11 protein-coding genes are annotated in these 13,424 nt (G+C 59.2%); 7 read left to right on the forward strand and 4 right to left on the reverse strand.

Going from position 1 to position 13,424, the window contains the following annotated elements; genetic code table 11:
- Positions 1 to 84: 84 nt before the first annotated feature.
- The 4 genes from mnmG to SPHINGO391_RS23130 are packed head-to-tail and all read left to right on the forward strand — an operon-like array spanning position 85 to position 4,340.
- Positions 85 to 1,956: a tRNA uridine-5-carboxymethylaminomethyl(34) synthesis enzyme MnmG gene (gene mnmG / locus SPHINGO391_RS23115; RefSeq protein ID WP_152011049.1), complete on the forward strand. Its 1,872-nt coding sequence runs from the start codon at positions 85 to 87 to the stop codon at positions 1,954 to 1,956.
- Positions 1,957 to 2,601 (forward strand): 16S rRNA (guanine(527)-N(7))-methyltransferase RsmG, encoded by a 645-nt coding sequence (rsmG, locus tag SPHINGO391_RS23120; RefSeq protein WP_152011050.1) that lies wholly within the window; start codon positions 1,957 to 1,959, stop codon positions 2,599 to 2,601.
- Positions 2,602 to 2,617: 16 nt separating this feature from the next.
- A complete protein-coding gene (locus SPHINGO391_RS23125; RefSeq protein ID WP_152011051.1) occupies positions 2,618 to 3,412 on the forward strand; it encodes a ParA family protein in 795 nt (264 codons plus the stop codon).
- Between the two features lie 34 nt (positions 3,413 to 3,446).
- Positions 3,447 to 4,340, forward strand: coding sequence for a ParB/RepB/Spo0J family partition protein (locus SPHINGO391_RS23130; protein ID WP_152011052.1), 894 nt, complete (start codon positions 3,447 to 3,449; stop codon positions 4,338 to 4,340).
- Positions 4,341 to 4,366: 26 nt separating this feature from the next.
- On the opposite strand, the gene holA is transcribed toward SPHINGO391_RS23130, so the two are convergent.
- From holA to leuS, 3 genes are read right to left on the reverse strand one after another with little or no spacing between them, the layout of a single operon-like run.
- Positions 4,367 to 5,395, reverse strand: a complete 1,029-nt coding sequence (gene holA, locus SPHINGO391_RS23135) for a DNA polymerase III subunit delta (RefSeq protein WP_152011053.1) — start codon at positions 5,393 to 5,395, stop codon at positions 4,367 to 4,369.
- Between the two features lie 26 nt (positions 5,396 to 5,421).
- A complete protein-coding gene (locus tag SPHINGO391_RS23140) occupies positions 5,422 to 5,925 on the reverse strand; it encodes a hypothetical protein (protein ID WP_152011054.1) in 504 nt (167 codons plus the stop codon).
- A complete protein-coding gene (gene leuS, locus SPHINGO391_RS23145; protein WP_152011055.1) occupies positions 5,912 to 8,542 on the reverse strand; it encodes a leucine--tRNA ligase in 2,631 nt (876 codons plus the stop codon). Before leuS ends, SPHINGO391_RS23140 begins: the two co-directional genes overlap by 14 nt.
- Positions 8,543 to 8,763: 221 nt before the next feature.
- On the opposite strand from leuS, the gene SPHINGO391_RS23150 reads away from it, so the two are divergent.
- The 3 genes from SPHINGO391_RS23150 to SPHINGO391_RS23160 all read left to right on the forward strand — a co-directional run bounded on the left by SPHINGO391_RS23150 (position 8,764) and on the right by SPHINGO391_RS23160 (position 12,411).
- Positions 8,764 to 9,423, forward strand: a complete 660-nt coding sequence (locus SPHINGO391_RS23150) for a YggS family pyridoxal phosphate-dependent enzyme (protein WP_193217391.1) — start codon at positions 8,764 to 8,766, stop codon at positions 9,421 to 9,423.
- A 139-nt stretch (positions 9,424 to 9,562) separates the two neighbouring features.
- Complete coding sequence (locus SPHINGO391_RS23155; protein WP_152011057.1) at positions 9,563 to 11,473, forward strand: propionyl-CoA synthetase; 1,911 nt, start codon at positions 9,563 to 9,565, stop codon at positions 11,471 to 11,473.
- A gap of 152 nt (positions 11,474 to 11,625) precedes the next feature.
- Complete coding sequence (locus SPHINGO391_RS23160; protein WP_152011058.1) at positions 11,626 to 12,411, forward strand: SDR family oxidoreductase; 786 nt, start codon at positions 11,626 to 11,628, stop codon at positions 12,409 to 12,411.
- Positions 12,412 to 12,504: 93 nt separating this feature from the next.
- On the opposite strand, the gene SPHINGO391_RS23165 is transcribed toward SPHINGO391_RS23160, so the two are convergent.
- Complete coding sequence (locus tag SPHINGO391_RS23165) at positions 12,505 to 13,200, reverse strand: DUF1013 domain-containing protein (RefSeq protein WP_152011059.1); 696 nt, start codon at positions 13,198 to 13,200, stop codon at positions 12,505 to 12,507.
- Positions 13,201 to 13,424 lie beyond the last annotated feature (224 nt).

A 13,424-nucleotide genomic window follows, 5' to 3' on the forward strand; every position in this document is an offset into this window, starting at 1 on the left:
AGCATCGTGTACGTTTCACGTGAAACGATGTGCCTTGACTTTCGGCATTGGCTGACCAAGAACACCGTCTCCTGGAGGCATTCTATGAATTACGATGTAGTTGTGATTGGCGGAGGCCATGCAGGCAGCGAGGCTGCCGCTGCCGCTGCACGTCTTGGAGTGAAGACCGCGCTGGTGACTCATCGGCGAGACACGATTGGCACCATGTCTTGCAATCCGGCCATCGGCGGTCTTGGGAAGGGTCATCTTGTTCGAGAGATCGATGCCATGGATGGCCTCATGGGCCTTGCCGCTGACCAATCAGGTATTCAGTTCCGCATGCTGAACCGCCGCAAGGGACCGGCCGTATGGGGTCCGAGAACACAGGCTGACCGGAAGCTCTACAGGGAAGCGATCCAGCGATTGCTGGACGCTATACCCAATCTCGACATCTTCGAGGGCGAGGCGGAAGACCTCAAGATGAACGAGGACGGAATCGAAGGTGTTTTGCTCAAGGACGGACGGCTGATCGATTGCGGTGCGGTTGTTCTGACCACTGGAACCTTTCTCCGCGGCCTCATTCACATTGGCGATCGGAAGATACCTGCCGGCAGAATGAACGAAGATCCGTCTGTAGGCTTGTCGGGGACACTGGAAAGGTCAGGGTTTCAACTCGGAAGGCTGAAGACGGGCACACCGGCACGGCTCGACGGTAACACCATAAACTGGGATCGTGTCGAGTGGCAGGAAGCCGATGCCGAGCCCATCCCCTTTTCTTTTCTTACCGATCGGATCGAAGTACGCCAGATCAGGTGCGGTATCACGCGGACTACGCCTGAAACCCACCGGATCATCCAGGACAACATACATCGGTCAGCCATGTATTCGGGTCAGATCGAAGGCGTCGGCCCACGCTATTGTCCGTCGATCGAGGACAAGATCGTCAGGTTCGGTGAAAGAGATGGTCACCAGATTTTCCTCGAACCCGAAGGCCTGGACGATTCAACCGTGTATCCCAACGGGATATCCACTTCGTTGCCTGAGGATGTGCAGGAATCGTTTCTCCGGACAATTCCAGGGCTTGAGGATGTCCGAATTCTTCAACCAGGCTATGCGATAGAATATGATCATGTGGATCCGAGAGAGCTCGGCCACACGCTGGAGACACGGCGCATCAGCGGTCTGTTTCTGGCCGGGCAGATCAATGGCACAACCGGCTACGAAGAAGCGGGGGCTCAGGGCCTGGTTGCCGGTCTCAATGCGGCGCTGAAGGTTCAAAAGCGGGATTCCTGTATTTTCAGCAGGACGGATTCCTATATAGGAGTCATGATTGATGATCTTACGACGAAGGGTGTAAGTGAGCCCTATCGGATGTTTACCTCCCGGGCCGAGTATCGGCTGTCGTTGCGTGCCGACAATGCGGAACTGCGCCTTACGCCCAAGGCGATAGCGCTGGGGTGTGTGTCCACGAACCGTCAGGAAAAGTTTGCGGCTTACTTCGATTCGTTGGCGAAATGTCTTTCAGATCTGAAGCAGTTGAGCCTTTCGCCCAGCGAAGCTGGAAAATTTGGACTTTCCCTGAACAAGGACGGTATTCGCCGCACAGCATTTCAGCTGCTATCTTACCCCGATATCTCCGTTGAGCGGATTCTTCAGATCTGGCCGGATCTGTACGCGCATGGACGCAAGGTTCTTGAGTCTGCTGCCATTGATGCGGTCTATGCTGTGTATCTTGATCGGCAGGCGCAGGACATCGAAGAGCGGCGGCGGGAAGAGGGAAGACGAATCCCTGATGATTTTCGCTATGATAATATTCCCGGTCTTTCCCAAGAGCTGAAGACCAAGCTCGAACGCATTCGCCCACCATCGGTTGGCCATGCGGAACGGATCGAGGGGATGACTCCTGCTGCCGTAGCACTTCTTTTGGCGAATCTCCGGAAGTACTCCGGTAGCGTCACGGACAGGGCAATTGGATAAATGACCCAGTTTGATGTTTCCAAAGGCTTCTTCCCGGATTCCGCTTTTGTTTCACGTGAAACATGGGACAAGCTGAGCCTTTATGCGGACCTCGTGCGAAAATGGCAGATTTCGATCAATCTCATTTCGCCGAATACCCTGCCGGAACTATGGCAGCGGCATGTTCTTGACAGTCTTCAGCTCTATTGGCTGAAGCCACAATCGATGCGTTGGCTCGACATGGGCAGTGGGGCCGGCTTTCCTGGTCTGGTCACGGCCATTTGCCTTGCAGAGCATCAGCAAGGTTGGGTGTATCTGGTCGAAAGCAACAACAAGAAGGCTGCATTTCTGCGTCAGGTGATTCTTGAAACTGGCGCTCGGGCCAGTGTTCATCCGATTCGAATCGAGGATGCGCGGCATAAGCTGGAAAAAATCGATGCGATTTCGGCACGTGCGCTGGCTTCTCTGTCCGATTTGCTTGATTACGCCGCTCCTTATGCGGAGGACAATCCCTCGGTGCAAATGTGGTTTCACAAAGGGTTGGATTATCTTGGAGAAGTCGGATCAGCGCGTGACCTGTGGTGCTTTGATCTGGTAGAACATCAAAGTCTGGCACAGGATGGATCGGCAATCCTGGAGATCAGCAATCTTTCCAAGCGCAACTAGGCCGCGGACCCTCTCGATGCAAGTTTCGAAGAACCGGATCATAACCATTGCCAACCAAAAAGGCGGCGTGGGCAAGACAACCACCGCCATCAATCTCGCGACCGCGCTCGCGGCGATTGGCGAGGAAGTCCTGATTGTCGATATCGACCCGCAGGGCAACGCCAGCACCGGGCTGGGTATAGATCGCAAGGACCGTGGTGTCTCGGCCTATGATCTCCTGACGCAGAATGCCACAATCGGCGAGACCGTGATGCAGACCGCCGTGCCGCATCTGAGCATCATTCCCTCGACGATGGATCTGCTTGGCGTCGAGATGGAAATTGCCGGCACGCCGGACCGGGTGTTTCGTCTGCGCAAGGCGCTTCAGACCGAAGAGGCGATGCGCTACAGTTATGTGCTGATCGATTGCCCGCCGTCGCTCAACCTGCTGACGATGAACGCCATGGCGGCCGCGCATTCGATTCTTGTCCCGCTGCAGTGCGAATTCTTCGCGCTGGAGGGCTTGAGCCAGTTGCTGGAGACGGTCGGTCAGGTCCGGGATTCGCTCAATCCGACGCTGGATATCCAGGGTATCGTCATGACCATGTATGATGCGCGCAACAATCTTGCGCTTCAGGTGGTCGAGGATGTCCGCTCGCACCTGGGCGACAAGGTCTACCGAACCCTGATCCCCCGAAATGTGCGGGTATCGGAAGCGCCGTCTTATGGAAAACCGGCAATTCTCTATGATCTGAAGTGCGCAGGCAGCCAGGCCTATCTGCAGCTGGCTTCAGAGGTAATTCAGCGCGAACGCAATCGCAAGGCTGCCTGACCCCTGCAGGTCGACGGCAAGAGTGGATGAGACGATGTCAGACGATGTAACAAAGAAGCGACTGGGACGTGGCTTGGCTGCGCTGATCGGCGAGATTGACCAGCCGGTGCAGGCTCAGTCGAAACCGGCAGTTTCAGCTGACCGGATGGTGCCGATCGAGCATGTCAGCCGCAACCCGCGCAATCCGCGCCGCAGCTTCGATCCGGCCGATCTCGAAGATCTGTCGCGGTCGATCCGGCAACACGGCATCGTGCAGCCGGTGATGGTGCGCAGCGCAGGCGAAGGCCGGTACGAAATCATCGCAGGTGAACGCCGGTGGCGCGCAGCGCAGATGGCCGGCCTGGTGGATATTCCGGTCATCGTGCGGGACGTTGACGACCGGACAGCCCTCGAGATTGCCATTGTCGAGAACGTCCAGCGCGCCGATCTCAACGCGCTTGAAGAAGCCCAGGGCTATGAGCAGCTGATTGCGCAGTATGGCTATACGCAGAATGATCTGGGCGAAGTCATCGGTAAAAGCCGCAGTCATGTGGCCAATTCGCTGCGCCTGCTGAAGCTTCCGGACGAAGTGCGGCAGATGCTGGCCGAAGGTGCGCTGTCTGCCGGCCATGCGCGCGCCATCGTGTCCACGTCCGATCCGGTCGGCCTGGCGCGAAAGATCGCCGGGGAAGGTCTCTCGGTTCGTGATGCCGAAAAGCTTGCACAGAGGGATGCAGAACAGGGTTCCAGTCCGGCAGGGATTGAAACCAAGTCGGCGACCCGTCCGGAAGAGAAGGACGCGGACACGCTGGCGCTTGAACGCAGCCTTTCCGATGTGCTCGGACTGAAGGTCCAGCTGGCCCACAAGGGGCAGGGCGGGCAGTTGCGGATCGACTACAAGTCGCTCGAACAACTTGATGAGTTGTGTCGGCTTCTGGGCGAGAAATAGCCTGATTTTCAGAAGATCAAGATCCGTCAGCGGCTGAGCAGGCAGGTGCGCAGCAGCGCTTGCCGGGCTATGGAGGCCTCAAGCTGCGGCCTGCGCCGGGTTTCGAGCACGGCGTCGGCCAACCGGCGCATTTCCCGGTTTATTGCCGGGAGCCGCCAGTGACGAAGTGCCTTTTCAACCACAGGCTTGCGCTTGAAGTGAACGCCACGGCCTCTTTCGGTCATCGCCTGGGCGGGTTGGCGTCCGTGGTTTTCGACCAGCGACCGCATGGCGTCAAGCTGTTCGAACTGCAGGATGCAGCTTCGCAGGACCAGGAACACGGAGGTCTTGGAGGCCAGAATCCGTTCGAGTGCTGCCTCAAGCCGCACCGGATTTCCAGAAAAGACCGCATCAACAGCATCATCAACCGACAGGGCGGCAACATCGCCCATCGCCTCGATCACATCCTCGTCGGTCACCTTGCCCGAATCATGGCAGTAAAGTGCAAGTTTTTTCAATTCGTTACGACTGGCGAGCCGATCACCTCCGAGAAGCTGCGCAAGGCGTTGACGTGCATCTGGCTGGATGGTGAGACCGGCTGCACCCAACTCCTCGTCAATCAGCGTCTGAATACCGCGGGCATCATCTGCATAACAGGGTATGGCGAGAGCTGTGCGGGCGTTCTCAATCAGCTTGCGCAGAGCACTGCCCTTTTTCAGATCTCCGGCCTCGACCAGGAGATGGGATGAACCGGGCTCGGTTTCCACGAGCGCTGTCAGCGCCTGTATCAGCCCGCGATCATTGCCGGCATTTTTTACCCAGACCAACCGGTCGCCGCCAAACAGGCTGATTGCTCCGAATTCATCGGCCAATCTGCCCGGGTCGCCCGAAAGGTCCGATGCTTCCAGTTTCAGAACCGCGAAATCGTCCTTGAGATCCACGCCGGTCTTTGCGGCGATTTCGCTTGCCCGTTCGGATACCAGGCCCCGGTCCGGTCCATAGATCAGTATGATGCGGTAGGGTGTGCCTTCCCGTCGCAGAAACCCTGAAAATTCATGAGACTTGAGTTGTGTCATGCCGCCCGTTCAAACCGGTTGCAGATCTATCGGGCAAGCGCTGCCGCAATATCGGCGCGCACAAGGGCTGCCACCTGGCGCGCTGCCCGATCTTCGGCTTCAAGCTTGGCTCTTTCCTGCGCGAAATTCTGCGATGGAAGATCAAGCTGTGCATCGGCAAAACGGGAGCCTGACTTGACGGTTTCCCCGGTGCTGGTCGACTTGAGCACGTAGGTGGCGGTCACCGTGGTCCGAGCAGCTGAAAACTCATTGTCCAGGCCGCCGGGCAGAAGGCCTGAGAGGCCGGAGCTGACGCTCAGATTGAGCTGGTAAGCACCGTTCTGCTGTTCGCCGCCAAAGCCGAGCACCAGTTCGTTGCGAACGACCTGCTCGACACGCGAATCTGCCTCGGAGACAGTGATCGACTGGCTGGCGCCGCTCATCGACCCGTACAGCGGCTGTGCCTGGCAGCCGGCCAGCAGTCCAAGGCCGAGCGCGGCCGCGAGACCCCTGGCTTTCCATTCTGATCCGGCAGCTTCAAACGACAACATTGACGATCCTTTGGGGTACGACGATAAGTTTGCGCGGTGGATTGCCTCCAGTCGCGTTCTGGACAAACTCAAGCGCCAACACGGCTTGTTCCACGGCAGCTTGATCGGCATTGCGATCAATTGTCAATTCTCCGCGCTTCTTGCCATTGATCTGAACCGGCAGGGTGACCTGATCATCCATCACAAGGCTGGCATCGTAGTCCGGCCACGGTGTGGTTGCCACCATGCCGTCATTGCCGAGCAATTTCCAGCATTCTTCGGCCAAATGGGGCATCATCGGTGCTATCAGCAGCACGATCATGTCGGAGGCCTGCTTGCAGGCTGCCTTCAGTTTGGTTTCGGCCTTGCCCGCAGCGACATCCGAGAGGGTGGCAGCCATCGTGTTGACCAGTTCATAAAGCCGGGCAACGGCCTTGTTGAAGGCGAGCTTCTCGATGTCTTCACCGATGGCCTTGACGGTCTTGTGTGCTGCGCGTGAAACAGCGAGCGCCGTACCATCTGTTCCGGTTGCAGCTTCGGTTGCTTTAAGTTCCGGGGCAGCTTCGCCCAGCAATCGCCAGATCCGCTGAACGAAGCGGTGAGCGCCTTCGACGCCGGCTTCGGTCCAGATCACATCGCGGTCCGGTGGTGAATCGGAAAGCATGAAAAAGCGTGCAGTATCAGCACCATAGCTATCGATGATGTCATCCGGATCGACAACGTTCTTCTTGGACTTGGACATCTTCTCGATAGACCCAATGGTCAGAGGCTCGCCCGTTTTGGCATGGCGGGCCCGGCGGGTGCCGTCGAGTTCCTCGATCACCACCTCGGCGGGCGGTACCCAGTCCGGCTTGCCTTCGCCTCCGGTGCGGTAGGTTTCATGGACCACCATGCCCTGGGTGAAGAGACCGCGGAACGGCTCCTTGAGGTCGACATGGCCGGTCTGGCGCATGGCGCGGGTGAAGAAGCGTGAATAGAGAAGGTGCAGGATCGCATGCTCGATACCGCCGATGTACTGGTCAACCGGCAGCCAGGCGCTGGCAACCGAGGGATCGGTCGGGGTGTCGTGACGCGGTGCCGTGAAACGGGCAAAATACCAGGACGAGTCAACAAAGGTGTCCATCGTATCGGTTTCGCGCCGGGCTGCCTTGCCACAGGCCGGGCAGTCGACATGTTTCCAGGTTGGATGGTGATCGAGCGGATTGCCCGGTTTGTCGAGCGTGACGTCGTCAGGCAACTTGACCGGCAGATCCTTAGTCGGCACAGGAACAACACCGCAATCATCGCAGTGGATCACCGGGATCGGCGCGCCCCAGTAGCGTTGGCGGGACAGTCCCCAGTCGCGCAGCCGGAAATTGGTCTTTCGCGCAGCCTGCGGAGCGTTGCCCAGTGTCCGGGCTTCGAGGAGGTTGGCGACCGCATCGAATGCCTGGTCCGGTGTCATGCCATCGAGATCACGGGAATTGATCATCACGCCATCGCCCACATAGGCAGTGTCGGTGATGACAAAGCTTGCCGCGTCGGCATCCGCCGGCATCACCACGGGTGTAACCGGCAGATTGTACTTGCGGGCAAAATCGAGGTCGCGCTGGTCTCCCGAGGGGCAGCCAAAAATGGCGCCGGTGCCGTAATCCATCAGAACGAAATTGGCGATGTAGACCGGAACCGTCCAGTCTGGGTCGAGCGGGTGGACCACGCTGACCGCGGTCTTCAGACCGGTCTTCTCGGCGGTCTCGAGTGCTGCCAGCGATGTACCGGCACGACGGCACTGATCGCAGAACTCGGCGATCGCGGGGTCCTTGGCGGCCAGTTCCCTGGCGAGCGGATGATCGGCGGCAATCGCCAGGAACGATGCGCCATACAGGGTGTCGGGACGGGTGGTGTAGACCTCGATGTCGTTGGCTCCGCCGGCCAGCGCCGGGTCGGCGATTTCCCAGCGCAGCGAGAGGCCTTCGGACTTGCCGATCCAGTTCTTCTGCATCAGCCGGACCTTTTCGGGCCACTGATCGAGTTCATCAAGCGAGGTCAGAAGATCGTCGGCGAAATCCGAAATCCTGAAGAACCATTGGGTCAGTTCGCGCTGTTCGACCAGTGCACCCGAGCGCCAGCCGCGACCGTCGATGACCTGCTCGTTGGCAAGCACCGTCATGTCGACCGGATCCCAGTTGACCTTGGAATTGCGGCGGTAGATCAGGCCGGCCTTGAGGAAATCGAGAAACAGCGCCTGCTGCTGCTTGTAGTAGTCGACGTCGCAGGTGGCAAATTCGCGGCTCCAGTCGAGCGACAGGCCCATCGACTTGAGCTGCTTGCGCATGGCGTCAATATTGGCATAGGTCCAGTCGCGCGGGTGGACCTTGTTCTGGATCGCTGCGTTCTCGGCCGGCATGCCGAAGGCATCCCAGCCCATCGGGTGCAGCACGTTGAAGCCTTTGGCACGCTTGTAGCGGGCGACGACATCTCCCATGGCGTAATTGCGGACATGCCCCATGTGGATCCGGCCGGACGGATAGGGAAACATCTCGAGCACGTAGTATTTCGGGTCCGGACTGTCGTTGTCGGTCTCGAAAATCCGCGCTTCTTCCCACATGCGCTGCCAGCGGGTTTCCGCCTGTTTGGGATTGTATCGTTCAATTGCCATAAAGGGTCACCAGAAAACCTGTCAGATTTTGTCGCGACCTTCACCATGAAACCCGCCAAGCGTCAACCATTGAGCGGCTTTGACGCCCAAGTTCGGGACGGTTTGGCTGGTCCAGGCCTACGCATCGGGCGCACCGGTCGAAACCATGGCCTGATTGGCAAGCCGGCCGGGCTGCGCTAACACCTTCTGAAGGTTTTGAAAGCAAGCATATGGAGCACAGCGTGAACGCACGGGAAAACCTGGAGAGAGTGCGCGCGGCTATCGCTGCCGCCGAAGCCGAAGCGGGCCGGGAGAGTGGCGCGGTCCGGCTGGTGGCGGTGTCCAAGACAAAGTCAGCCGACGAGATCAGACCGGTCATCGAGGCCGGACAGCGCGTTTTTGGCGAGAACCGGGTTCAGGAGGCGCAATCAAAATGGCCCGGCCTCAAAGCTGAAGCTCAGGGGATCGAGTTGCATCTCATCGGGCCACTTCAATCCAACAAGACGGCGGATGCAGTGGCACTGTTCGATGTCATCCAGAGCGTTGACCGTGAAAAGATTGCCAGGGAAATCGCGCGGGAAATCAAGAAGCAGGACAGGCACCCGGGTCTTTACGTGCAGGTCAATACAGGGTCCGAACCGCAGAAGGCCGGGATCGAGCCGGAGGAAGCGGATGCCTTCATCGCGATGTGCCGGGATGATCTGGATCTCAAGATCACCGGCCTGATGTGCATTCCGCCGGTGGATGAAAATCCCGGCCCGCACTTTGCACTGCTCGGCAAGATTGCCGGCAGGAACGACATCAAGACCCTGTCGATGGGCATGTCGGACGATTTCGAGACCGCAATTGGCCTCGGCGCGACGGAGGTGAGGGTCGGGTCGGCGATTTTTGGAGCCCGCTAATCGATTTGACGGCATGACCTAGCCCATCGTCTAGTTTTCGCCGTCTGCCGACAGGCATAGGGTGCCGGCGAATTGGGGCTTTTGACAGTGCCTGCGCACCTTTCCGTGTTGCGCCGGCGTGTTCCGGGAGGAGAATATCATGACAAGCCGTTATGCCGAGGTCTACGAGAGCTGGCGCAGCAATCCGGAAGGTTTCTGGATGGATCAGGCTGCCGCTATCGACTGGTTTACAAAGCCGGAGACAGCGTTCGATCCCGATCTGGGTGTCTATGGCGGCTGGTATCCGGACGGGGTCACCAACACTTGCCACAACTGCCTGGACCGCCATGTGTCCGATGGACGGGCTGATCAGGCGGCGCTGATCTACGACAGCCCGATCACCGGTTCGAAGCGGACCATCAGCTATCGGGACATGCTGGCGGAGGTCGAGGCATTTGCCGGCGCGCTGTCGGACAAGGGCGTAGGCAAGGGCGACCGGGTGGTCATCTACATGCCGATGGTACCGGAAGCCATCGTGGCGATGCTGGCCTGCGCGCGGCTTGGCGCCGTGCATTCGGTGGTGTTTGGCGGTTTTGCGGCCTCGGAGCTTGCCACAAGGATCGAGGACAGCCAGGCAAAGCTGATCGTCAGCGCGTCCTGCGGTATCGAGCCGGGGCGGATCGTTGCCTACAAGCCCTTACTTGATGCGGCGATCGAGCATTCGCGGCACAAGCCGGATGCGACGATCGTCCTGCAGCGGGAGCAACATCGTTGCGACCTGATCGAGGGCCGGGATTTCGATTATGCGGAGCTGGTTGCCGCCAATGCCGGGCGGAAGGTCGCCTGTACACCGGTCGCTGCCACCGATCCGCTCTATGTCCTATACACATCCGGCACGACGGGGCAGCCGAAAGGCGTGGTGCGCGACAATGGCGGCCACATGGCGGCGCTTCACTGGTCGATGCACGCGATGTACGGCGTCAAGCCGGGTGAAGTGTTCTGGGCGGCATCCGATATCGGCTGGGTCGTCGGACATTCCTACATCGTCTATGCGCCGCTGTTGCACGGCAACACCACCATCGTGTTCGAAGGCAAGCCGGTCGGTACGCCCGATGCGGGCACCTTCTGGCGGGTGATCTCTGAACACAAGGTTGCCGTGCTGTTCACCGCGCCGACCGCTTTCCGCGCCATCCGAAAGGAAGACCCCGAAGGCAGCTTCATCGGCAAATACGATCTGTCCGGCTACCGGGCGCTGTTCCTGGCGGGCGAACGGGCGGACCCTGACACCATCCATTGGGCAGAGCGGATGCTCAAGGTGCCGGTGATCGACCATTGGTGGCAGACCGAGACCGGCTGGACCATTGCCGGCAACCCGATGGGGCTTGGCCTGCTGCCGGTCAAATATGGTTCTCCGGCGGTACCCATGCCGGGTTACGACGTGCAGGTTGTCGATGATGCCGGCCATCCGGTTGCTGCCGGGACGCTCGGAAATATCGTCGTCAAATTGCCGCTGCCGCCTGGCTGCCTGCCGACGCTCTGGAACGCCGAGAACCGGTTCCGCGATGCCTATCTCGCGGAGTTTCCCGGCTACTACAAGACCGCCGACGCGGGGTTCATCGATGACGACGGATACCTGTTCATCATGGCGCGCACGGATGACATCATCAATGTCGCCGGTCACCGGCTGTCGACCGGCGGCATGGAGGAAGCTGTCTCGGGCCACCCCGATGTTGTCGAATGTGCGGTGATCGGTATTGCGGACAGCATGAAAGGCCAGATTCCTGCCGGTTTCATCGTCATCAACAATTCCAACGGGCGGAGCGAGGAAGACGTCGAGAAGGAGGTGGTCAAGCTTGTCCGTGACCAGATAGGTCCGGTGGCGGCATTCAAGAACGTGATGGTGGTCAAGCGGCTGCCCAAGACCCGTTCGGGCAAGATCCTGCGGGCGACCATGCAGAAAATCGCCGATGGAGAGTCATGGAAAATGCCGGCCACGATCGATGATCCCGCCATCCTTGATGAAATCAGCGAGGTGCTCGCAAAACGCGGGATCACCGGCAAGAGCGATTGACCTTGCTCACCGTCCAAGTCAATGTCCCGCCGTTTCGCCAAAGCCCCGGCCCTTGAAAACCGCCAGGTTTTCGGGCCGGAGGCTGCACAAGACGGATTTTGGGCTTCTGAGTCTTCCAATGGAAGACACGGCGCCCCGGGAAAGGAAAAACCATGAGACTGGACGGACGAACAGCCATCGTGACCGGTGGCGCCAAGGGTATCGGGCTTGCCATCGTACGCCGCCTGGCGTCCGAGGGCGCGAAGGTAATGATCGCCGATATCGATGAGGCCGCTGGCTCGGCTGCGGTCGACGCTGTTTCAGGAGATGGCGAGGTTCGATTTACGGCCACCGATGTATCCGAGCGGCTCGATGTGCACAATCTGGTTGCAAAGACCATCGATGCCTTCGGTTCCATCAACGCACTGGTCAACAATGCGGGCATCGTTCACGCTGCTGATTTTCTGGATCTGGAAGAAGCCGATTTCGACCGGGTGATGGGCGTCAACCTCAAGAGTGCCTTCCTGTGCGGACAGGCCGTCGCGCGCCACATGGTCGAGCAGATCGGAAACGGCGAGGAACCCGGCTCGATCGTCAACATGTCGTCGATCAATGACACGTTCGCGATCGCCAACCAGGTACCCTACTCGGTCTCCAAGGGTGGCATCAGCCAGTTGACCAAGGTGATGGCGTTGTCGCTGGCACCGCATGGCATCCGCGTCAACGCGGTTGGCCCGGGTTCCATCATGACCGATCTGCTTGCGACGGTTGTCGACAATGCGGAAGCCAGGAACCGCATCCTGTCGCGTACGCCGCTTGGCCGGATCGGAGATCCGTCGGAGATTGCCGCCGTCACGGCCTTCCTGCTCTCGCCGGATGCAAGCTATGTCACCGGGCAGACGATTTATGCCGATGGCGGACGGATGCCGCTCAACTACACGGTTCCGGTGAAAGAATAGCCGGGACTGCACAAAACTGCCGGCACCTGAACGGCAGAAACGACGAAGGCCCGGCAATGCCGGGCCTTTTGTATCTTGTCAGGACCTGAAGCCTCAGTTGTTGTCTTCGTCTTCTTCCGGCTCGACGCGCTTCATCGAGGACAGCTTGGCAAAGACCGCATCCGCGTCGATTTCCTTTTCGCCCTCGTCCTCGACCGGCATTTCCGATTCGGTCTCGCGGGCAGACAGAAGCACGCTGCCGTGTTCCGAATCGGCAAGTGCGCCGCGGTTCTTGGAGGCGCGCTCGACTTCCAGGTCAAGGTCGATCTGGGTGCAAAGGCCCAGAGTAACCGGATCCATCGGCGTCAGGTTGGCTGCGTTCCAGTGGGTACGGCCGCGGATCTGTTCGATGGTCGACTTGGTGGTGCCGACCAGACGCGAGATCTGGGCATCCTTGAGTTCGGGATGATTGCGCACCAGCCAGAGAATGGCATTGGGCCGGTCCTGCCGCTTGGAGACCGGAGTGTAACGCGGTCCCTTGCGCTTGGATTCAGGCACCCTAACCTTCGGCTCCGAGAGTTTCAGCTTCAGCTCGGGATTGGCCTCGGCGGCCGAGATCTCTTCGCGGGAAAGCTGTCCGGTTGCGACAGGGTCGAGACCCTTGATGCCCTGCGAGGATTCGCCATCGGCGATGGCCTTTACCTCAAGCGGGTGCAGTTTGCAGAACTGCGCGATCTGATCGAAGCTCAATGCGGTATTGTCAACAAGCCAGACGGCGGTCGCCTTAGGCATGAGAAGCTGCTGTGCCATGAATACAATCCTCCTGTCCGTCCGCTCCGGGGGCGCGGGCCGTGGATGAAACCACCATTTCCGGGAAATCGGCGTTCTTATAACCGCAAGCCCGTCGAATTGCAATTGTTGCCGTCGGGTTTCGCAAACCGGCCCATTGTCTAATTGCGGCAATGATTTGCGCTGTTATTAATGGTCGCCATGGAAGTCGGGTTGCGCTTATTTTGGTAACAGGCGCGTATCCG

Source organism: Hoeflea sp. EC-HK425, assembly GCF_902498795.1.
GTDB lineage: Bacteria > Pseudomonadota > Alphaproteobacteria > Rhizobiales > Rhizobiaceae > Hoeflea > Hoeflea alexandrii.

What these genes read in the sequence shown, in the direction of transcription:
- mnmG (WP_152011049.1), top strand. Translation starts at nt 85, where the DNA reads ATGAATTACGATGTAGTTGTGATTGGCGGAGGCCATGCAGGCAGCGAG.
- rsmG (WP_152011050.1), top strand. Translation starts at nt 1,957, where the DNA reads ATGACCCAGTTTGATGTTTCCAAAGGCTTCTTCCCGGATTCCGCTTTT.
- SPHINGO391_RS23125 (WP_152011051.1), top strand. Translation starts at nt 2,618, where the DNA reads ATGCAAGTTTCGAAGAACCGGATCATAACCATTGCCAACCAAAAAGGC.
- SPHINGO391_RS23130 (WP_152011052.1), top strand. Translation starts at nt 3,447, where the DNA reads ATGTCAGACGATGTAACAAAGAAGCGACTGGGACGTGGCTTGGCTGCG.
- holA (WP_152011053.1), bottom strand. Translation starts at nt 5,395, where the DNA reads ATGACACAACTCAAGTCTCATGAATTTTCAGGGTTTCTGCGACGGGAA.
- SPHINGO391_RS23140 (WP_152011054.1), bottom strand. Translation starts at nt 5,925, where the DNA reads ATGTTGTCGTTTGAAGCTGCCGGATCAGAATGGAAAGCCAGGGGTCTC.
- leuS (WP_152011055.1), bottom strand. Translation starts at nt 8,542, where the DNA reads ATGGCAATTGAACGATACAATCCCAAACAGGCGGAAACCCGCTGGCAG.
- SPHINGO391_RS23155 (WP_152011057.1), top strand. Translation starts at nt 9,563, where the DNA reads ATGACAAGCCGTTATGCCGAGGTCTACGAGAGCTGGCGCAGCAATCCG.
- SPHINGO391_RS23160 (WP_152011058.1), top strand. Translation starts at nt 11,626, where the DNA reads ATGAGACTGGACGGACGAACAGCCATCGTGACCGGTGGCGCCAAGGGT.
- SPHINGO391_RS23165 (WP_152011059.1), bottom strand. Translation starts at nt 13,200, where the DNA reads ATGGCACAGCAGCTTCTCATGCCTAAGGCGACCGCCGTCTGGCTTGTT.